The sequence below is a fragment of the Hymenobacter profundi genome (assembly GCF_019334315.1).
GTDB lineage: Bacteria > Bacteroidota > Bacteroidia > Cytophagales > Hymenobacteraceae > Hymenobacter > Hymenobacter profundi.
Genome location: NZ_JAHWGL010000083.1, coordinates 1 through 20800 on the forward strand (window position 1 = coordinate 1; position 20800 = coordinate 20800).

At 55.9% G+C, this 20800-nt stretch carries 17 protein-coding genes and 1 tRNA gene; 11 read left to right on the forward strand and 7 right to left on the reverse strand.

Features of this window, described 5'->3' with window-relative positions:
• Positions 1-68: 68 nt before the first annotated feature.
• Together KYK14_RS16600 and KYK14_RS16605 are read right to left on the reverse strand one after the other, a co-directional pair.
• Positions 69-1541, reverse strand: a complete 1473-nt coding sequence (locus KYK14_RS16600) for an O-antigen ligase family protein (protein WP_219160395.1) — start codon at positions 1539-1541, stop codon at positions 69-71.
• A 2-nt stretch (positions 1542-1543) separates the two neighbouring features.
• The gene (locus KYK14_RS16605) at positions 1544-2620 is read right to left on the reverse strand and encodes a GumC domain-containing protein (protein ID WP_185280593.1); all 1077 of its coding nucleotides are present in this window, start codon (positions 2618-2620) and stop codon (positions 1544-1546) included.
• 186 nt (positions 2621-2806) lie between these two features.
• Here KYK14_RS16605 and KYK14_RS22500 point away from each other — a divergent pair, with 186 nt between their 5' ends.
• The 10 genes from KYK14_RS22500 to KYK14_RS16655 all read left to right on the forward strand — a co-directional run bounded on the left by KYK14_RS22500 (position 2807) and on the right by KYK14_RS16655 (position 16566).
• Positions 2807-4213 (forward strand): oligosaccharide flippase family protein, encoded by a 1407-nt coding sequence (locus tag KYK14_RS22500; RefSeq protein ID WP_343217127.1) that lies wholly within the window; start codon positions 2807-2809, stop codon positions 4211-4213.
• Between the two features lie 90 nt (positions 4214-4303).
• Positions 4304-5434 carry a glycosyltransferase family 4 protein gene (locus tag KYK14_RS16615; RefSeq protein WP_219160399.1) on the forward strand — a complete coding sequence of 377 codons (1131 nt, stop codon included), beginning with the start codon at positions 4304-4306 and terminating at the stop codon, positions 5432-5434.
• 163 nt (positions 5435-5597) lie between these two features.
• On the forward strand, positions 5598-6242 hold the full coding sequence (locus KYK14_RS16620) for a polysaccharide deacetylase family protein (RefSeq protein ID WP_246601896.1): 645 nt from the start codon (positions 5598-5600) through the stop codon (positions 6240-6242).
• Positions 6243-6372: 130 nt separating this feature from the next.
• The gene (locus tag KYK14_RS16625; protein WP_219160401.1) at positions 6373-7482 is read left to right on the forward strand and encodes a glycosyltransferase; all 1110 of its coding nucleotides are present in this window, start codon (positions 6373-6375) and stop codon (positions 7480-7482) included.
• A gap of 1093 nt (positions 7483-8575) precedes the next feature.
• Positions 8576-11599, forward strand: a complete 3024-nt coding sequence (locus KYK14_RS16630; protein WP_219160403.1) for a SusC/RagA family TonB-linked outer membrane protein — start codon at positions 8576-8578, stop codon at positions 11597-11599.
• Between the two features lie 24 nt (positions 11600-11623).
• Entirely contained in the window at positions 11624-13237 is a 1614-nt protein-coding gene (locus KYK14_RS16635; RefSeq protein WP_219160405.1) for a RagB/SusD family nutrient uptake outer membrane protein, read from the forward strand.
• Positions 13238-13512: 275 nt separating this feature from the next.
• Entirely contained in the window at positions 13513-14226 is a 714-nt protein-coding gene (locus KYK14_RS16640) for a GAF domain-containing protein (protein ID WP_219160407.1), read from the forward strand.
• Between the two features lie 121 nt (positions 14227-14347).
• The gene (locus KYK14_RS16645; protein WP_208307095.1) at positions 14348-15115 is read left to right on the forward strand and encodes a TatD family hydrolase; all 768 of its coding nucleotides are present in this window, start codon (positions 14348-14350) and stop codon (positions 15113-15115) included.
• Between the two features lie 143 nt (positions 15116-15258).
• Positions 15259-16338: an asparaginase gene (locus KYK14_RS16650; RefSeq protein WP_243900201.1), complete on the forward strand. Its 1080-nt coding sequence runs from the start codon at positions 15259-15261 to the stop codon at positions 16336-16338.
• A 140-nt stretch (positions 16339-16478) separates the two neighbouring features.
• Positions 16479-16566: transfer RNA gene (locus KYK14_RS16655), tRNA-Ser, on the forward strand.
• Between the two features lie 269 nt (positions 16567-16835).
• Here the strand turns inward: KYK14_RS16655 and KYK14_RS22595 are convergent.
• The 5 genes from KYK14_RS22595 to KYK14_RS16680 form a co-directional block, all read right to left on the reverse strand.
• Positions 16836-17279 (reverse strand): CPBP family intramembrane glutamic endopeptidase, encoded by a 444-nt coding sequence (locus tag KYK14_RS22595; protein ID WP_219160415.1) that lies wholly within the window; start codon positions 17277-17279, stop codon positions 16836-16838.
• A gap of 191 nt (positions 17280-17470) precedes the next feature.
• On the reverse strand, positions 17471-17740 hold the full coding sequence (locus tag KYK14_RS16665) for a BPTI/Kunitz domain-containing protein (protein WP_185280587.1): 270 nt from the start codon (positions 17738-17740) through the stop codon (positions 17471-17473).
• A gap of 168 nt (positions 17741-17908) precedes the next feature.
• Positions 17909-18235 (reverse strand): HesB/IscA family protein, encoded by a 327-nt coding sequence (locus KYK14_RS16670; RefSeq protein ID WP_219160409.1) that lies wholly within the window; start codon positions 18233-18235, stop codon positions 17909-17911.
• A gap of 179 nt (positions 18236-18414) precedes the next feature.
• Complete coding sequence (gene iscU / locus KYK14_RS16675) at positions 18415-18831, reverse strand: Fe-S cluster assembly scaffold IscU (protein WP_185280585.1); 417 nt, start codon at positions 18829-18831, stop codon at positions 18415-18417.
• A 114-nt stretch (positions 18832-18945) separates the two neighbouring features.
• Positions 18946-20160, reverse strand: coding sequence for an IscS subfamily cysteine desulfurase (locus KYK14_RS16680; protein WP_185280584.1), 1215 nt, complete (start codon positions 20158-20160; stop codon positions 18946-18948).
• 145 nt (positions 20161-20305) lie between these two features.
• Here KYK14_RS16680 and mce point away from each other — a divergent pair, with 145 nt between their 5' ends.
• On the forward strand, positions 20306-20743 hold the full coding sequence (gene mce / locus KYK14_RS16685; protein ID WP_219160411.1) for a methylmalonyl-CoA epimerase: 438 nt from the start codon (positions 20306-20308) through the stop codon (positions 20741-20743).
• The last annotated feature ends 57 nt before the right edge of the window (positions 20744-20800 follow it).

Sequence of the window (20800 nt, forward strand, 5' to 3'; positions counted from 1 at the left end):
TAAGCGTAACAACGACTTGTTCTCACGTCATAAGGTCCTTCGCTCTGTTCAGGATGACAGTCCTGTTTTCACTCACCACTCACCGTTTCACCATTCACTATTTCGCCACTCAGCCACGTCTGCATCCGAATTAGAATAGCGAGGGCGATGAAAAAGAACGAGCCGATTTTATCGACTTCGATCAACTCGTTAAGAAACAGGTGAAAGATGATGATGACTAGCGACAAGCTAGCGGCCAGTACGATATGCCGGTTTTCGGGGCGGGCGCTTTGATGGTAGAGCCGCTCGCAGAGAAGCAGTGCAGCGGCTAGTACCAGCGCAAACAAAACAAATCCCGGAATGCCCTGCTCAGCTAATAGCAGCAGAAAGTAGTTGTGAGTGGTAGAGCGCTCGGGGTTATCGCTCACGTAAGTGTGGAAGCTCCAGACCGTGTAGCGCTTATACTCGGGGTAGAAAGTGCTGGGGCCACTGCCGGTCAGGGGCTTGTCGTCAATCATGCGGGCAGCGGCTACCCAACGGTACACCCGCTCCATACCCGACATGTCCTCTAGTTTATAGGTAGCCTCCAGGTGCTTGCTGAAGTTCTTACCATTGAAAACAGTCTTCTCAAAATCGGGCGCGTAGAGCATGTAGTTGTTCTCGTGCACAAAATAGAGCACCGCCGACAGCGCGCCCACCACGGTACCCAGCAGTACTAGGCGCGTGAGGCGGTAGCGCAACACGAAGTAGTACAGGCCCGCAATCGGCACCGACAGCAGGGAGGCCCGAGTGTACGTCACCAGCAAGCCCATAAACAGCAAAGCGGCCGCCCCGCTCCAAGCCCAGCGCCCAATGCGCTGCCGGGCTGCCCGCGCTCCGTAAATCGTGTATGGGAGCAGCAGCGCCAGCACCGTGGCGTACGTCACGTGGTTAAAATAAAAGGGCTCTACTGACCAGTTGATGCTATCAAAGGTGAACCCACGGGTGGCGTGGCGTACTAGGCTATACACCACCGTAACGCAAACCCCTGTAACGTATAGCCCGCTGATGCGCCATACCATAGCTCGATTGCGCAACAGCAGCAGCGTACCGAACAAAAACGGTCCAATGTACCAGGTTTTGGCCAGTAGAAATTTCACTGATTTCAGCGTATCCACCGAGAACAGCGTGGTGGCCCCTGCCCATATGTAGCCTAAGCCCAACAGGATTACCAGTGGGTGTAGCACCTCGCGGCGGGGTAGGGCGTCGGGCTGTAAAATGAGCGTGACAGCTACGCTGCCCAGCAACAGCAGCATGAGCGGCTCGGAGGGCATATCCATGCTGAAGCCGCCGCCTATACTAATCTCGCGCGAGAAAGCCAGAACTAACAGAAACAGGTAGTAAATCAGGCGCCACTCAATGGCTAGCACGGCCACACCCAACACCACCACCGCAGGCAGCAACGTCAGCGGCGAATCGGCCAGCGGGATGAGCGCACCCCCACCAATAAGCAGCAGCACAAACAGCAAAAAGATGCGCTGAAGCTCATCGGCTGGGCGTAGCCACTGCAACAATCGAATCATTATTAGTTGGTTACTAGGTGGTGGCGGTTGGCGCGGTACAGCTCCAGCAGCACAATCAACAACACCGACAGCACAAACGTTAAGAATACTGCCGATACCACAATCAACCAGCGTACGGGCTCTGCCTGCTTGGTAGCAGGTAGGGCCGGCTGCACGATATAAAGTGACGATACTTGGCTCTCCAACGATACTTTGGCAGTTTCGTAATCGCCCTGCGCTTTCACCAAGCGCCGGCTCAAGTCCTCGGTGCGGGTAGTGAACAGCTCTAGCGAGTCGATGCCCTGCACGTAGTTTTCCAGGTTGAGCACGTTGCCACCATCGGCGCGGGTAAGGCCGGTCAGGGCCCGCCGCAACCCGGCAATGGTAGCTGCCGAGGCGCCGCTGCCCTCCGCCTCACGGAGCTTCCGCTCGGTTTTCAGAATCTCCTTGGCTAAATATTTAGACTCTTGTTCCAGCCCGTAGATACCGTAGCGTCGCCGGGCGCTTAGTAACTGCTGCCGAGCCTGGGTGAAAGATTTCGTCATGGCCTCATACTGCTGCCCGTAAAGCTCTACCACTCGCCGACGATTGGTAAGGGTGAGCTGCTGGTTCACAGAGTCAATCATGGCTACCAGGGCATTCGCTACGTTGGAGGCCAGAACTTTGTCCTCATCCTTGAATGTGAGCTCAATAGCATCGCGCTCATTGTGCACAATAGACATATTGTTAGTAAACTCGCGTAGCACCGCGTTGTCGGCTTTGTCGTTGCCGGGCGTGCCCGCGTTATAGTGCTCATAGAGATGAAAGCGCCGGATAATAGCCTCCGCAACGGGCTGCGACTGGCCGATGGTGATAACGCGGTCCAAATCTTCGCCGCGGCCTCCCGGCGCTAGGCGGCTACCCTCCACCATAATGCGGTCGGGGTCCGTGGTTTCGGGGTTAGTAGGGTAGAAGATGGCCGTGGACTTATAGATATTAGGCAACAGCAAAGCCACTATCAGGCTGACTACCAGCGCCGAGCCCACAGCTACGCCTACCAGCCGCTTCCAACGGTTTATAATGGGCCATATATCAAACAGTGAATACGATCGAACAGCCATACCTGCGGTAGAAAGGGGAAAAGGTCAACGATAAACAGAAAAGCAACGGTAGAAACCGGGTAAAGATACAGGGAAAGTTGATGGTGCATACCACTAGCCACTGCGCCGCTGGAGATTGTTTTAGTAGCTTAGTGGCCACTTTTTGCGGTTTATACCTTCTTTCTCATCAAACGCTTCCTCGGAAATATCAGCTTTGTAGTGCTACTCAACCTGCTGGTGAAGCCAGGGTGGGTGGTAGTCGAAAACATGGTGCAGAACCGGGTAGGGCACGCCAGCTACGGCTTGTTTGCCGCCTTGCTCAACCTGGCGCTCATCACGGCCGTGGTTGCCGATCTAGGCCTGGCCCAGCACACCACCAAGCGCATCGCCATCACGCCCGACTACCTAACGGAATACTTTCCTACGGTGCTACCGCTCAAAGCGGTGCTATCGGGGCTATTTCTGGTAGCCACGGTGGCAACAGGGGCGCTCCTGGGCTATCAGGGCTACACGCTTACCCTGCTGGCGCTTATCGCGAGCGTGGTGCTGCTCACGCAATTCACAGGCTTCCTGCGGGGGGCACTGCAAGGTTACCAGCGTTTCAATACCGACGCCGTGCTGTCGGTGCTGGACAAAGGCTTGGCTATGCTGCTGGTGCTGGGCGCGCTGGGGGTAGGCGCAGCCCTGACGCTAAGCGGCTACGTGTTGATTCGGCTGGCAGCGGCGTTGTTCACCTTTGTGGTGCTGTACGCGCTGCTGGCGCGACTCTACGGCCGCGTGCGTTACCGTCCGCGCCTAGCCCACGCGCGGCTGGTGCTGCGCGAAAGCCTGCCCCTGGCGTTCATTGCGCTGCTCTACGGCCTCAACGAACGCGTAGACGGGCTGATGCTGGAACGCCTAGTATCAGCTAAAGAAGCGGGCTACTACGCCGGCGCCTACCGTTGGGTGGATGCCGTGATGATGTACCTGTGGACGATCCTGCCCCTGTTCTTCGCCAAATTTGCTCACGCCATTGCTCGCCGCGACGAGCAGCGCACCTTGCTCTGGTTCGGGCAGCGCATCGTGACGGTGCCGCTGCTGCTGATCTGTGCGTTCGTGCTGTTTCGGGGGGAGGTATTGTTCTGGCAGTTCACGCGCAGCACGCCCGCCGAGCTGCTGCGTATGACGTGGTGCGTGAAGCTGCTGTTTCTGAACGTGCTGGTACACGCGTTTTTTGCTATTTATAGCACCCTGCTTACTAGCACCGGGCATGAGCGTCCCGTAAGCTGGCTAGTGGCGGGTAGCATTGTGCTCAACATTGGCCTGAACCTGCTGCTGCTTCCGCGATATGGCGCCCTGGCCGCCGCCGCCGATACCTTGCTGTGTGCGGTTTTCGTATCGGGAGGCTATGTGTGGCTGGTGGCACGCCGGGCCAGGTTAGCCGTGCCGTGGGCTACACTGGCGCGGCTGCTGCTGGCCTTTGGGCTGCTGTGCGCTGTGTGGTGGGGCCTGCGCTGGTGGCTGCATACGTGGTGGCTGGAGGCAGGGCTGGCGGGCGTCATGTACGTCGGGATTCTGTTTCTAACCGGCAATGTGCGCGTAGCGGAGCTACGGCAGTTGTTGCAACGTAAATAAAAGAAGTTACGGGTCATGAGTTGCCAGTCGTCTGGTAGCCGTATAAGTACTCACAACCCGCGCTCCGCAACTCACAAATCAAATACAGTCTTGAACATTGCCGTTAACGTCCGTTTTCTGCTGCCCGGTGACAAGCTGGAGGGCATTGGCCGCTTCACCTACGAAGTGCTAAAGCGGATCGTAGTGGCGCACCCCGAGCATACGTTCCACTTCCTCTTCGACCGGCCCTACGACGAGCGGTACCTATTTGCCGATAATGTGGTGCCGCATGTGCTATTGCCACCGGCCCGGCACCCGTTTTTGTTTGTGGCTTGGTTTGAAGGCGCCGTGGCGCTGTGGCTGAAAATGAACCGCCCCACTGCGCTGCTCAGTACCGACGGCTTCACTACCCTAACTACCCATGTGCCGCGCCTTACCGTGATACACGATCTGGCATTTGAGCACTATCCCGAGAATATGTCGGGGCTGGAATGGCGCTATTACCAATACTTTGTGCCGCGCTTTGCGCGTGCTTCGGAGCGGCTGGTGGCCGTGTCGGAGACTACGCGCCAGGATATCGTGCAGACATACGGCATTGCGCCCACCAAAATCAGTGTGGTCTATAATGCTGCCGATGCCTGCTTTCGACCCCAGCCCCAGGCTACGCAGCAGGATACCCGCGACCGATTTAGCGCGGGCAAGCCGTATTTTCTGTTTGTGGGCGCGTTGCAGCCGCGCAAAAACCTAGTGAATCTGCTGCGCGCCTTCGACCAGTTTAAAACTGCTACTGGTTCTCCTATGAAGCTGCTCATTGTGGGGCGCACCGCCTGGAAAGCCGGGCCTATCTTCGAGGTGTACCAGCAACTGCAACACCGCCACGATGTGCACCTCACCGGCCGCGTGACCGATGCCGAGCTGGTGCAGCTGTATGCCGCCGCGCTGGCTACCACCTATGTGCCGTATTTTGAAGGCTTTGGTATCCCTATTGTGGAGGCGCAGGCCTGTGGTTGCCCGGTTATCACCTCCAACGTCAGCTCCCTACCCGAGGTGGCCGGCACCGCCGCCCGCCTTGCCGACCCGTTTTCTGTGGATAGCCTAGCCACGGCGCTAATCGAGGTGGCAGGCAACGCCAACCTACGCGCTACGCTGGTGGCGCAGGGGCTGCAAAACGCCCGTCGCTTCTCCTGGGATGCTAGCGCCGCCGCGCTGTGGACCGCGCTCAGCGAAATGCTGAACGAATAAGGAGAGGTGAATAAGTTGATTGGCGCAGGAATACAAGCTGTTGAAGCTCGTCGATGCTGGCGCTGTTTGTTTCATCTTTGCTCAGTCAACGAGGAGACCTAACTATCATGTCTTGAGCGCATACACCGACAACGTACTACCTTTAGAATAACGACTACAGCCTATGCGTATATTCCGAATGCCTGCGTTGGTTCGTCGTCTGGTGCCACAGGGACAGTGGCGAATGCCAGTAGCCGCCGGGGAAAAGACGCTTTACCTCACTTTCGACGACGGCCCTATCCCCGATGAAACGCCCTTTGTGCTGGAGCAATTGGCCGGGGTAGGAGCGCAGGGTACCTTCTTCTGCGTAGGCGACAACGTAGCGCGCCACCCCGACGTGGCCCGGCAGGTGCTGGCCGGCGGCCATCGGCTTGGCAACCACACCTATCACCACCTCAACGGCTGGAAAACGCCCACGGAAGAGTACCTCGCCAACGTAGCACGCTGCCAGCAAACGCTCGATAGTCTGGCCCCCCCTGTTGTTGCGGAGGGGCGGCCGCTACTGCGGCCGCCCTACGGGCGCATCACCCGGCCATTGGCTCACACCCTGGCTGCCACGCATCAGCTCATCATGTGGGATGTCTTAACCTACGATTTTGATGTCACTTATGCCCCCGAGCAGTGCCTACGCACTGCCTTACGCTACTCTCGGCCGGGTGCCATCGTCGTATTTCACGACAGCCTGAAAGCCAGCCGCAACCTGCGCTATGTGCTGCCGCGCTACCTGCAATATTTCGCCGAGCGAGGGTATCAGTTTAAAGCGTTGTAGATGAGGGTAGGGGTATGCGCTGGGTAAACATTCGTACCACACCCAATCAGTAAAAATCAGCTTATAGAGCAACTGCGTAGCAACCGACGGCGATACCAACCCAACTACCATCCTGCTACTGCTCCGCAACTTGGACTACGATATGATCTGGCTGATTTCCTATTTTGTCTTCTGGTTTTTGCTGATGGGGGTGTCTACGGTGTCGTTGGCGTGGCGGCGCGGGAGCCAGCCCCAGCCGTTGCCCAATGCGTTGCCTCGCGTAAGCATCCTGATTGCCGCCCGCAACGAGGAAGCATCGCTGGGTCGCTGCCTGCAAGCCATCCGGCAACTCCATTACCCCGCGCACCTAGTAGAAGTGCTGGTAGGTGATGACGGCAGCACTGACCGCACCCATGCTGTGGCCGAGGCTGCTATGCAAGGCTACACGGGCAGCTTCCAGTGCCTTCCTATTGTTGATACGCTGGGCACAGCCCGCGGCAAGGCCAACGTACTGGCTCACCTCACCCGCGCCGCTACCTCTGATTACTTCTTCATCACCGACGCCGACATTGCCGTGCCGCCTACCTGGCTCACAGGCCTGCTGGCCCATACCGCGCCGGGGGTAGGCACCGTCACGGGCCTCACGCTGGTGCAAGGGCCGCGCCTGTTCGACCAGTTGCAGGGCTTGGACTGGCTGATGTCCCTGGGGCTAGTGCAGGTAGTGTCCGACTGGGGCGTGCCCGTGACGGCCATGGGCAACAACATGCTGGTGACCCGCGCCGCCTACCAGGCCACTGGCGGCTACGAAGCGCTACCCTTTTCCGTCACCGAAGACTATGCGCTGTTCAAGGCCACATTGCAGCATGACTTCGGGTACCGCATTCTGTTTCGGCCGGAGGTACTGGCCGAGTCGTTGCCGCAGCCCACGCTGCCGGCCTTGCTGCACCAGCGGCGGCGGTGGATGCGCGGAGTAGAGCAATTGCCGTGGTGGCTGCAAGCTAATCTATTGCTGTACAGCGGCTTTTATCCGGCGCTGGCAGTGCTGTTTTGGCTGGCTGGGCCGGCCGTCGGATGTAGCGTATGGGTAGTCAAACTACTGTTGCAGGGAACGTTGGCGCATGTGTGCTACCGGCGGGCCGGGCGTCGGGCACCGCTGCTGCTGGTGCCAGCTTTCGAGCTATATACGCTGCTGGTGGCCGGCTGCTTGCTGGTGTTCCGGCTATTGCCCGTACCGTTTGTGTGGAAGGGTAGGAAATATTGAGTGCTGAGTAGATAAGTGTTGAGCCTTGATTGGCGTCCAAAATACTCCTTGGCTGCATTACGGCCAGGGCTACGCGCTAGGTTCCCTGTTGCTAAAAGTAAAGGCTGCACCCACCCCAAACTAGTCTCCTCTGGGCAGAACTTCCACTGCCAGAATTAGCTCTTATGTGGGCTGCTTACCCAAGTACCCGTAACCGCTGCTATTGGATTCTAACGGGCTTCAATTATGCAAATATCTCATTATCAATGTGCTAAATAAAATGCTAAAACACTATTTTTAACATTCCAAGATTATTACCTATCACAAAGCATTGCATTTATAACAATCCTGTTTCCAGTAAAATAAATTTTCGTTGTAGGTAAACGAAGTACTAATTTACTGCACTTCTATCGTTGACTATGTTTAGTAAATGATTGAATAACAATCGTTTGTCATCAAAAATATACTGTTATGAATACCGTTCTGTACTGTTCTGCATACCGTGGTGGAGGCCTCATTTACAGCACCAGCCACAGGTGCCCGCTAGGTAGCCTCCGGGGATATGCTAAGTGTGCAGGTGAGCACCTAACCGATGCGTTATCGTCACAAAGTAGAGCGCTACCAGCATAGTAATCAAGCACCGGTGCGAGGGCAATGACCTGCATCGCAAACGAGACCACCCACTCTCCAAAGAACATATCCGTTGCCTGATTCTCCGCAGCGAAAAGCAGGTAGGCGCGGGTTGTGCCACGCCTACCCAAATCCCCTCTACGTCGTGTGTTTTCGCACCTGCGGCTGATAGGCACCTGAACCACGCCGCAGACTCCTGCAATCGATTTGAGTATGCCCAGTCGATATACTGCCTCCAAAAGCCTTCCCTATTGTTTGCTTTTTTCCATTCCCACTTCACCCCTTACGCTTTATGAAAAAGTTACTACCCATTCCATTACCCTTTCGATACCCTATCCGAATGCTTTCCGCGCAAGCGTTGGTTACGTGCCTACTGGCAGGCTCCGCAACAGCCCATGCCCATGCCGCATACGAGACGAACCCTGCGCTAACAACTTCTTCGGATTTTTACACAATCGATAACGCAAACGATTTCATCGTTTCTGTGCCGTTGCGTGCCGATGTGCCGGTGTCTGGTAAAGTACTTGACAGCAAAGGCGGTGTGCTGCCCGGCGTATCGGTGGTGGTGAAGGGCACCACCACGGGCACCAGCACCGATGGCAATGGGGCCTTTACCCTAGTAGTACCTGAGAACAGCGTACTGGTCTTCAGCTTTGTGGGCTACACACGCCAGGAAGTGCCAGTGAACGGTGCGACGAGTAGCCTGAGCGTGACACTGAGCGAAAGCGCCCAGGAGATGGAAAACGTGGTCGTAATTGGTTACGGCACAGCACGCAAGAGCGACCTGACGGGTTCTGTGGCTTCGGTGAGCAGCGCGCAGCTGACCCAAGTAGCTACTTCCAACCCCGTGCAGGCCCTGCAAGGCCGCGTGGCGGGTGTGGAGGTAACCTCCAACAGCGGCCAACCCGGCTCGGGCACCCGCATCCGGGTGCGGGGGGTAGGCACCATCAACAACGCCGACCCGCTGTACGTGGTGGACGGCATCCAGACGTCCGACATCGGCTTTCTGCTGCCCGCTGATATTGAATCGACTGAGATTCTGAAGGATGCCTCGGCCACGGCCATCTACGGCTCGCGCGGGGCCAACGGCGTGGTGCTCATCACCACCAAGCATGGCAAGGCCGGGGCCACGCAGTTTAACCTGTCGGGTTACACGGGCTTTCAGGAGATTCGGCGCACCCTACCTCTTACCACTGCTGCCCAGTACGCAACGCTCGTGACGGAGGCCTACGCCAACGGCGGCATACCGCTACCCAACTACGGTCCGCAGCTGCAAGAGGCTATTCAGACCAACGCCAAGGGGGTTGATTATCAGGATTTGATAACGCAGAAGGGTTTGATTACCAACTACAGCCTGTCGGCCTCGGGTGGTTCTGAGCAAAACCGCTACCTGGTGAGCGGCAGCTACTTCCAGCAAAACGGTATTATCAAGAATTCGGGCTTCAAGAAGTACGTGATTCGGGTGAACGACGACGTGGTGCTCACCAAGCACATCAAGGCGGGTGTGGCGGCCACGTTCACCAACAACAACCAGACGGGTAGCGGCGATGGTCAGGGCGGCTCGCAGCCCTACCAGGTGCTGCAATACGCGCTGCAAGTGAACCCGATCATCAACCCATTTGGGCCCAACGGCAGCTACACGGAAGACGTTATCACGCGCAACGCGCTGAACGTGCCGCGCTACCTCGACGAGCAGCAGTTCAACAAGGTGCAGAACAACAACCTGTTTAGCAGCAGCTACTTAGATATTGAGTTGTTCAAGGGCCTGTCGTTTCGTTCCACGTTTGGCATCAACTACTTCAACAACCACCCCAAGCAGTACCTGCCGCAATACTACATCGGTCCAGTAGACCAGCGCACCCCAAGCCAGCTCATTGAAACACGCACCGAGAACGTGTCGTGGGTATGGTCGAACTACGCCAACTACAACAAGACCTTCGCCGACAACAGCACCTTCTCGGCTACCTTGGGCCAAGAGGCGCAGCGCGGTTACGGCAATGGTATATCCATCACGGCCTACAACGTGCCGGCCACTGCCAGCCTGCAATACATATCGGCCTCGCGTAGCGCCGATAACGTGGTGCGCAGCACCCAGTACGACGGAAGCCTGTTCTCCTACTTCGGCCGGGCCAACTACAACTTCCGGGACCGTTACCTGGTGACGGGTACGTTGCGCTTCGACCAGACCTCGAAGTTCCTCGGACCAGTGCGCACGGGCATATTCCCGTCGGTGGGCGCTGCCTGGAACATCTCCAACGAGGAGTTTCTGAAGAACGTGAACTACCTATCGGTGCTGAAGCTGCGGGCCAGCTACGGCCAGGTAGGCAACCAGAACGCTGCTCCCAACTATGGCTACGCTTCGGTAGCGAACAACAACCAGACCTACATTTTCAACGGAACGCCCGCTCCTGGTTTGGCCATTACGCAGATCAACAACCCAGATTTGAAGTGGGAAACGGCCATCACAACGGATGTAGGACTTGATGCGGAGCTTTTCAATAGCCAGCTGACCTTGACGGCCGACTACTTTGACCGCCGCACCCGCGACATGATTGCCCTACTGCCGGTGCCCGACTACGTGGGCCAGGCCCCTGCTCCCGCCAACGTAGGCTCGCTGCGCAACCGCGGCCTGGAGTTGGCGCTGAACTATCGTAACGAGATAGGCAAGCTCCAGTACAACGTGGGCGTTAACTTCACCAAAATCAACAATGAAGTAACCAGCCTGGGTGGCGGCAACGCCATTGCCAGCGGCAACGTGCTCCCGCAAATCGGCAACGTGACCCTCACCGACGTGGGCCGCGAAATAGCCTACTTCTACGGCTTACAGGCCCAGGGTGTGTTTCACTCGCAGGGCGAGATTGATGCCTACCGCAATGCAGACGGCGCGTTGGTGCAGCCGGGCGCCAAACCCGGCGACGTGCGCTATGTGGACAAGAACGGCGACGGCGCCATCACGGCCGCCGACAACACTTACCTGGGTAGTGGCACGCCCAACTTCACCTACGGTGCCTCGCTCAACCTGAGCTACTCGGGCTTCGATTTCAAAGTGCTGTTCTACGGGGTGCAAGGTGCCGAAGCCATCAATGGCGCGGGCTTTAACCTGAATAAATCGGCGGACTTTGTGGGCGTGTGGAGCAACTTCTACGCGAGCCGAATGGACCGCTGGACGCCCAGCAACCCCAACAGCAACCAGCCCCGCGTCACCTCGGCCGATACTAACGGCAACGACCGATTCAGCAGCCGCTATGTGGAGGACGCCAGCTACCTGCGCGCCCGTAACATGGAACTGGGATACACGCTACCCCAGGCTTTTCTCAGCAAGGTGAAAGTGCGCGGTGCGCGGGTGTTTGCCTCAGTTGACAACGTGTTTACCCTCACCAAATATACGGGCTATGACCCCGAGATTTCGACCTCGGCTTTCTACAACAACCCCTTGGCTTATGGTGTGGACTACGGCAACTATCCACAGGCGCGCACCTACCGCCTGGGCTTCAATGTGCAGTTTTAAGCAGTTTACTACCCTTACAATACGATGAAAATTTCCCATATACTCCCCGCCCTGACCATGGCCGCCCTCACGGTGCTGGTGTCAGGTTGCCAAGATTTCTTGGATAAAGATCCCCTGGGCACCACTACCCAAGACAACCTTTTCAAAGACCCGACTAATGCTGTGCAGGCCATCAATGCCGTGTACGATGTGACGGCCTGGGACCAGGGCCCTAAGTGGGGCGACCCAGCCGGCCAGTACGTGGCCCAGACTTACGAGTGGATGTTTGGGGACCTGATGACTGATGATGCCGCGAAAGGCGGTAGCTCGCCCAGCGACTTTCTCCCCCTCATCGAACTCAAAACCTGGAATATTTCGGCCTCCAACCAGACCGTGACCACACTCTGGGTGCATAGCTTCACGGGCATTGCCCGGGCCAACACGGTGATTAACAACGTTGACGCGGGCACCATCGATGACGCCCTAAAAGCGCGGTTGAAGGGCGAAGCGCTGTTTCTACGGGCATACTTCTATTTCAACTTGGTGAAGGGGGTAGGCGGGGTGCCGCTCTTTGAAAAGAGTGTCGCTCCTGCTGAAGCCGCCAACGTGCGCCGGGCTACCATTGCCGAGACGTACGCTTTCATTGAGAAAGACCTGAAAGCCGCCGCCGCCTTGCTGCCCGAAAAGAGTGCCTACCCAGCCGCCGATCTGGGCCGGGCCACCAAAGGTGCTGCCAATGGCTATCTGGCCCGCGCTATCATGTACCAGCTGGGCACTGTGAATGGCAACAACCACACTTGGCAGGAGGTGTACGACATCACCAGTACCATCATCTCATCGAACCAGTACAGCCTGCTGCCCAACTACGCCGCCATCCACCAGGATATTGGCGAGAACAGCAGCGAGTCGTTGTTCGAAATTCAGTTTGGTACCTCCAACTTCGGCTACGGTCCCATTTCGGTGGGCACCACCAGCAATATTTTCCAGAACAACCGCAACACGTTTGGCTATGGGTTCAACAACCCTACCCAAGATCTGGTCAATGAGTTTGAGGACAACGACCCACGTCTTGAAGTAACCGTTATCAAGGACGGCGACATTGTGCTGGGCATCCTCAACAAGGTCGACCTCACGCAGAATGCCACTGGCTACTTCAACCGCAAGGCCGCCATCATTGCCCCCGCTGCCCCAGAGTCGGGACCCCAGAACATCCGCAAGCTGCGCTATTCCGACATCTTGCTGATGAAGGCGGAGGCTGCTGCCCAGCTCAACAAACCCGCCGAGGCCGTGGCCCTGGTCAACCAGGTGCGGCAGCGCGCCCGCATGTCGACGCGCCCGCCGGGTACTACCCTGGGTACCCTCACCTATGCCCCCGCCAACACGCCCTCCGGCACCCTACCCGACCTATCGCCGGGCTTGTCGGGCCAGGCGCTGCTAACGGCTATTTGGCACGAGCGCCGGGTAGAGTTTGGCGAGGAGTCGCTACGTTTCTGGGACCTGGTGCGCACGGGTCGCTACCTGGGTGTGCTGCCCGCCGACGTGCGGGCGCGTGCCGCGTCGCACGTCACCACGGAGGCGTCGGTAAACCCCATGCCCCTGCTGCCCATTCCCCTAACGGAAGTGCAGAGCTGGAATGTACCCCAAAACCCTGGGTACTAAACCGCCAGCCTACGCAAAACGAAGCCGGCCCGCAGATAGCGGGCCGGCTTTTTTTAGTCGGTCCTAGCCTACGGCCAGCGCGGGATATGGTGCCGGTGCAATACGCGGCTGGCTACTACTACAATACTGCGGACTAGTGCCGGCAAATACCACGGCGCCTGCTAGTAAAAGCATCCGGATGGTGCTACGCGAAGATAATGTTTGATTGTATCCGGAAAACAGTTAAAAATCAATCGGATACAAATATCTTGTTACCAGGTAATTATATCATCACTATGCTAGCTATTTCTCCTTTCCTGATTCCGCCAGACGATGCTGCCCGCATTGCCACGCTCCGGCATTATGATATTCTTCATTCTCTGGATGAGAAGGCATTTGACGGATTGGTGGCGCTAACGGCACGTGTGTTCAGCCTCCCTATTTCCCTAATTGCCCTTGTTGATGAAACAGAGGTGCAGTACATCGCCAATTACGGTATGCCGGGCAACGATATGCAGTCGCGGCAGGAAGCGCTGTGCTCTACAGTTATTTTACACGATAAGGCAATAGTCTACAAAGATTTATCGACTGAGAAAGAGCCGTTCATCACAGAGCAGGCAGCTCAGGCAGCCTATCATAGCCAGGTAGCCTTCTACGCGGCCGCTCCATTGCGAATGCCCGATCAGCGCAACATCGGCACGCTGTGCATCATCGACTCTCAGCCCCGTATGCTCAGCGAGGACGAGCAGCGTATGCTGGAACAACTAGCCGCCGTGGTGAGCCACACGATTGTAGTACGCCACCAATGCCGAACCCACGGCGCTGCGGGTGAGTTGCAGTGGCAGACCATCCAGACACACTTAACAGCAGAAATACAGGGTCTTACGGCACTGGTGCGCTACATGCTGACGCGCTACGGCGTGCAAGTGCCTCTCTCAAACGATATTCTGGCCCAGATAGGGCGGCGGCTGCCCGATTTGCACGAGGTACTGAAGCCTGTGAGTGAGTGAGTGAGTGAGTGAGTGAGTGAGTGAGTGAGTGAGTGAGTGAGTGAGTGAGTGAGGAGGGTAGGCAGGATGCTCTACCTTTGCACTTCGTTGCTTCCCATCTCACGCTTTATTTCCTTCCATCGTGCACCTCACCGATTCTCACGCCCATGTCTACTCCGAGCAGTTCAAGCCCGACCGCGACGAGATGCTGCACCGGGCCTTCGAGGCCGGCGTAACTACCATCGTTATGCCCGCCATCGACCATACTACCCTAGATAGTATGCTTGAAACGGAAGCCCGGTTTCCGCAGCAGTGCTTTGCCATGATGGGGCTGCACCCTACCTCTGTAGATCAGCACTTCGAGCGTGAACTGTACGCCGTGGAGGAGTGGCTGAACAAACGGCCGTTTGCGGCGGTAGGAGAGTGCGGCCTCGATCTGCACTGGGACAAAACCTACTTTGCCCAGCAACAGGAAGCCCTGCGCGTTCAGATCGACCTGGCTAAAAAGCACAACCTGCCCTTGGTGCTGCACACCCGCGACGCCTTTCAGGAAACTGCCGACCTTATCGAAGCTGCTCAGGATGGTACGCTGCGCGGTGTGTTTCACTGCTTTTCGGGAAGCCCTGCCGAGGCCGACCGCGCCATTGCGCTGGGTTTCAAGCTGGGTATAGGCGGCGTAGCTACCTTCAAAAACGGGGGCGCCGACAAGGTGCTGCCCGGCCTGGATCTGGAGCACCTCTTGTTGGAAACTGACTGCCCCTACCTGGCACCAGTGCCGCACCGCGGCAAGCGCAACGAGCCAGCCTACCTACCGCTTATAGCGCGTCGGGTGGCCGAGTTGCTAGGCAAAGAGGTGGCAGAAGTAGCCGAGGCTACTACCCGAAATGCCCAGACACTGTTCAGCTTGTAGCGTCGAGCACTGTGTAAGGGGTATGTTGTTGCAGTTAGGGTAGACCAAAAGAATAGCAGACTAGGGAAAGTGCCGATTGACTGCTAGCTTGCCGATTCGGCTGCACGATTGTGTGGCTGGCTCCGCGCTACTCTCTCTCGCCTTTGGACTCTTCTTACTTCAACATTGATACGGCTGCGCCGGCCACGCCCGAGGTTTCGGTACTTCTGATTTACACTGGCGGCACCGTAGGCATGGCCTACGACGACGATGGGTCGCTGGTGCCCATGAAGTTTGCCAGCATTATGGGCAATCTTCCGGAACTGCGCCAGTTTCGGATGCGCCTGACGGTGCACAGCCTCCCCACACCCATCGATTCTTCCAACGTGACCCCTACGGTGTGGGCCGATCTGGTACACATCATCACCCACAGCTACGACGAATACGATGGCTTTGTGATTCTGCATGGCACCGATACAATGGCCTACTCGGCCTCTGCGCTGAGCTTTATGCTGGAAAACCTAACCAAACCCGTCATCTTCACCGGGGCACAATTGCCCATCGGCCGCATCCGCACTGATGCCCGCAAAAACCTGCTTACGGCGTTGCAACTGGCCTCGGCCCGTCACAAAACCACTGAGGCGGCCCGTATTCCCGAAGTGTGTATCTATTTCCATAATGTGCTGCTGCGCGGCAACCGTGCGAAGAAGGTAGAAAGCGGCCATTTCGACGCCTTTAAAAGCGAAAATCACCCGCCGCTGGTGCGCGCCGGCATTGACCTGGAGTTTAATGATGCCGCCATCCGACCCCTATCAGCGTTGCCTCGTAAGTTTCACCAACACCTCGACGAGCGGGTGGTAATCCTAAAGCTGTTTCCGGGCATCAGCGAACAGGCCGTGCGCGGTATCTTGGCTATCGACAATCTACGCGGCTGTGTACTCGAAACCTTTGGCTCGGGCAATGCGCCCACCGCTTCGTGGTTTACTACTGCCCTACGCGAAGCTCTGGATCGGGGCTTGCATATTCTCAATGTAAGCCAGTGCGACGAAGGCCGCGTGCAGCAAGGCCGCTACGAAACCAGCGCCCACCTGCGCGACCTAGGCATCATTGGCGGCGATGATATCACCACCGAAGCGGCCGTAGCGAAGCTCATGTTTGTACTGGGCCTAAACCAGGATGCCCCTACCACGCGCCGCCTGCTGGCCCGTGACCTGCGCGGCGAAATTTCCAACTGGGAGGAGTAGCTGCATGGCGTTCTACGGTGTGAATGTGGAATGAAAAGCAAGCCCTTTACTCCTTACATCGGGCAGCACGCAAAGCGCAACATGCCGAAAGGTTTGCGTTTCTGGTAAAAGCCGCGTTTCTTTGCGCCACCATTAGCCCTAGAGAGGTGTCCGAGTGGTCGAAGGAGCACGCCTGGAAAGTGTGTATAGCCCAAAAGGTTATCGTGGGTTCGAATCCCATCCTCTCTGCATGAAACCCCGTTTTCAGCTTGAAAACGGGGTTTTGCTTTTCAGGAGCGCCATCTATAAGCACAAGTGCGGATACTCGCTCAAGTTTCTGGTACAGAAACACACGGTACTATCCCGCTGTATTTCTTCTGCATAAGCTCTATAGCTACTATATAAGTCAGGCTATGTATCTGAGAAACCAATCTGAACCAAGTAGTAGCTTACTTTAAATAGATAAAAGGCCCGCACATCTACTGATTGTGCGGGCCTCTGTGCTTACGTTGAAAAAGTTATACGGCAGCGGGTACGCTTAGGTCTTCACAGGTCCGCGTGCGTTTGTGGATTTGCCAAACAATGAGCACGACTAGAAGAGCGCTTATCAATAAGGCCAGTCCAGATAGAAGATCTGCCCCAAATACTTCTCGCATCGTTTCCTTCTTGCTGAGGTCGGTGTCTGTCATCGCAAGGAAGGCTAGTAGGTTATTAAGCATATGCGCTACAATGCATAGACTTAGTGACCTGGTTCGGTAATACAACCAACCAAATAGCAACCCTATCAGGCCGGCTCCTACTATTTGCGCTGGATTCATATGCATTAGCCCAAACAACAAAGCCGACTGGCTAATAGCTACCCAAGGTCGATAATTACGCAGCAGACCCGTTAGCATAACGCCACGGAAGATCAACTCCTCTAGTAGAGGCGCTGATACACAAAAAAGAAACAGGGCGAGCAGCGGTTGCTCCCATTAAGTTGCTCCCATTGAATAGAGTAGGAGGAACGATAGATGGTCATAATGATAGCAAAAAGCCTCAATGTCCAGGCCTTTTTTATGTTTAGAGAGAAATAGCTGGTTTTCCAGATGCAGCTAGTAGACCCGCACAATGCGCTTCTGGCTTGCTAAAGCACTGTGGGAAGATGTACTCTTTACTTGCAGCCGCAATCCTTGCACTCTTGTAGCGTGTTGAAGGGTACTATCCCGCCACAGCCGCCCCAGGTAAACGCCTTACACTTCTTTTCTCGCGGATCGAAGTAGTAGCGCACAAAGGCAGCATTACAGAGGCCCGCATCCGGCACGAGTAGACAAAGAGGAGTGGGTTCAATAGCGGGTTCGGGCTCTGGATCATTGTCCTTTTGGCTGCAAGTAGCAGAAGAGAGTAGGGCTGTGGCCGAGAACAATAGTAGCGTCTTTTTCATACCGCTAGGAGCCTGCTTTGTAGGCGATAGTTGCAATGGTGTGTCTCGAAAAATGCCATGTCGTATAATGTTCGAATAGATTGGGTTATTTCCAACCAACAAATAGTGTCATAAAAAAGGCCCTAACTCTCAAAAGAGCTAGGGCCTTTTTTGTGCGAAATCGTATTTTTATACAGAGAAGCTTTCGCCGCAGCCGCAGGTACGGCTGGCATTAGGGTTGTCAAAATAGAAGCCTTTGCCGTTTAGCCCATCCGAGAAATCAAGTTCAGTGCCGGCTAGGTAAAGGAAGCTTTTCATGTCTACTACTACCCGGACGCCTTTGTCTTCAAACTCCTGGTCCATGGGCTTCACCTCGTTGTCAAAGTCTAGCTTGTAGGACAGGCCCGAGCAGCCGCCGCCTGCCACCGACGCACGCAACCGGTAGGTCGCATCAAGTTCGGCATCGCGCATGAGACGTTCGATTTTATCTTTTGCCTTGTCAGAAACAGTAATCATGGCAGTAAGGGTAGGGGTAAGCGAAGCTAGCCGATGTGGCCATTTCTATTACAAAAGTACACCCTGAAAGGTTTAGTTTATCTGATACGTTTCTAAATAATAAAAGGTAGGAAGCACCAACTATTTCAGCTGCTTCCTACCCTCTACAACGTTATGCACCCGGTAGGACCGGAGCTAACTTAGTGGTGCGACTTCTCCATCTCCAGAGCGGGCAAACCGTTCTTCACGCGGTAGTCCGAAATGGCCATTTTAATAGCGTCTTCTGCCAGTACCGAGCAGTGAATTTTCACGGGCGGCAGGGCCAACTCTTCCACAATCTCCATGTTGTCGATAGCCAAGGCCTCATCCACGGTTTTGCCTTTCAGCCATTCCGTTGCCAGCGACGAAGAAGCAATAGCCGAGCCGCAGCCAAACGTCTTGAATTTGGCGTCGGTGATGGTGTTGGTGGCTTCGTCTACCTCGATTTGCAGGCGCATTACGTCGCCGCACTCAGGAGCGCCTACCAGGCCAGTACCTACAGTTTTTTTGCTTTTGTCCAGCGTGCCCACGTTGCGGGGGTTGCTGTAGTGGTCAATTACTTTATCAGAGTAAGCCATGACGTTGTCAATTAAGAATTAAAAATTAAGAATTAGAAAATTGAGTTTCAAATCAAAAGAGGACTATAATAGCGAACCGCCTTTTAATTTTTAATTCTCAATTTTTAATTGATTCTAGTGTTCTGCCCACTCAATGGAGCTGAGGTCGATGCCTTCTTTGTGCATCTCCCACAGCGGCGACATTTCGCGGAGCTTGGTTACGGCTTCTTTTACATGGCCGATAGCGTATTCAATTTGCTCGTCGGTGGTGAAGCGCGACAGACCAAAGCGTAGTGAGGAGTGTGCCAGGTCGTCGCTCAGGCCTAGGGCCTTCAGCACGTAGCTGGGCTCCAACGAGGCCGACGTACAAGCCGAACCCGACGATACCGCCAAGTCCTTCACGCCCATCATCAGGCCTTCGCCTTCTACATACTTGAAGCTAATGTTGGCTACGTGAGGTAGACGGCGTTCCACCGAACCGTTTACATAGCTTTCTTCCAGTGTCAGCAATTCTTTTTCGAGGTGGTCACGTAGCTTGCTTAGGCGCTCTGCGTCCTGTGCCATTTCGAGGCGGGCCAGTTCACAAGCCTTGCCAAAACCTACGATGCCGGGTACGTTCAACGTGCCAGAGCGCATGCCGCGCTCGTGGCCGCCGCCGTCCATTTGGGCCGTCACCTTCACGCGAGGCGACTTACGCCGCACGTACAATGCGCCTACCCCTTTGGGGCCATACATTTTGTGAGCCGTGAAAGCCATCAGGTCGATGCCATCGGCGATAACGTCTACGGGAATCTTGCCTACTGCCTGCGTACCGTCGGTCATGAACAGCGCGCCGTGCTTGTGGGCAATCTTGGCAATTTCCTGGATGGGCTGGATGGTGCCGGTTTCGTTGTTGCCGTACATGATAGTCACCAGAATCGTTTCAGGTGTCATGGCGGCTTCCAGGTCTTCTAGGCTAATCAGGCCTTGCTCGTTCACGGGCAGGTAGGTAACCCTGCCGCCTAGCTTTTCGATGTGCTTGCAGGTGTCGAGCACGGCTTTGTGCTCGGTGGTAGCCGTGATAACGTGGTTGCCCTTCTGAGAATACATCTCGAACACACCCTTAATAGCCAGGTTGTCCGACTCTGTGGCGCCCGAAGTGAAAATAATTTCCTTTGGGTCACAGTGAATCAATTGCGCGATTTGCTCGCGGGCGTAGTCCACGCCTTCTTCCGCGGCCCAACCAAAGGGGTGATTGCGAGACGCCGCATTGCCGTATACTTCTGTGAAGAACGGTATCATGGCATCCAGCACCCGCGGGTCGAGAGGGGTAGTGGCGTTGTTGTCGAGGTAGATAGGTAGCTTGAGCATGGCTCGGAGTCAGTGAGTTCAGCGGAGAATCATTCGCATCTAGAACAGCAAAACTACTAAAGAGGTTTTACTTTGTCAGTAGAAATGTCTCTATAATCCTAATACTGCTATAGAAGCCTTCTATGGCTCCTTCTTACAACCACCTATGCTCACAAACCTCGAACATTTGGGCTTGGCCGTCCACGACCTGGAAGCGGCCACGGCCCTTTATACCACGCTGCTCGGCGTGGCACCCTACAAGCAAGAGCATGTAGCCAGCGAAGCCGTAGATACCGTGTTTTTTAAAGTAGGCGGGTCCAAAATTGAGCTGCTAGCCGGTACTTCTGCTGATAGTGCCATCACCAAGTACCTGCTTAAAAAGCCCGAAGGCATTCACCATGTGGCGTTTGAAGTAGATGATATTCGGACCGAGATGGCGCGGCTGCGGGCCGAGGGCTTCGTACTGCTCAATGAGGAACCCAAGCGCGGTGCCGACAACAAGCTCGTTTGCTTTGTGCACCCGAAAAGCGCTGCCGGCGTGTTGGTAGAGCTGTGCCAAACGATAGGGAGTAGTGAAATTGCGGAACCGGAACTGTCATCCTGAGCATGTGGCGCATCAAGCAGCGACGAAAGACTTTCTGCCAGTTGAACGAGTCGTTGT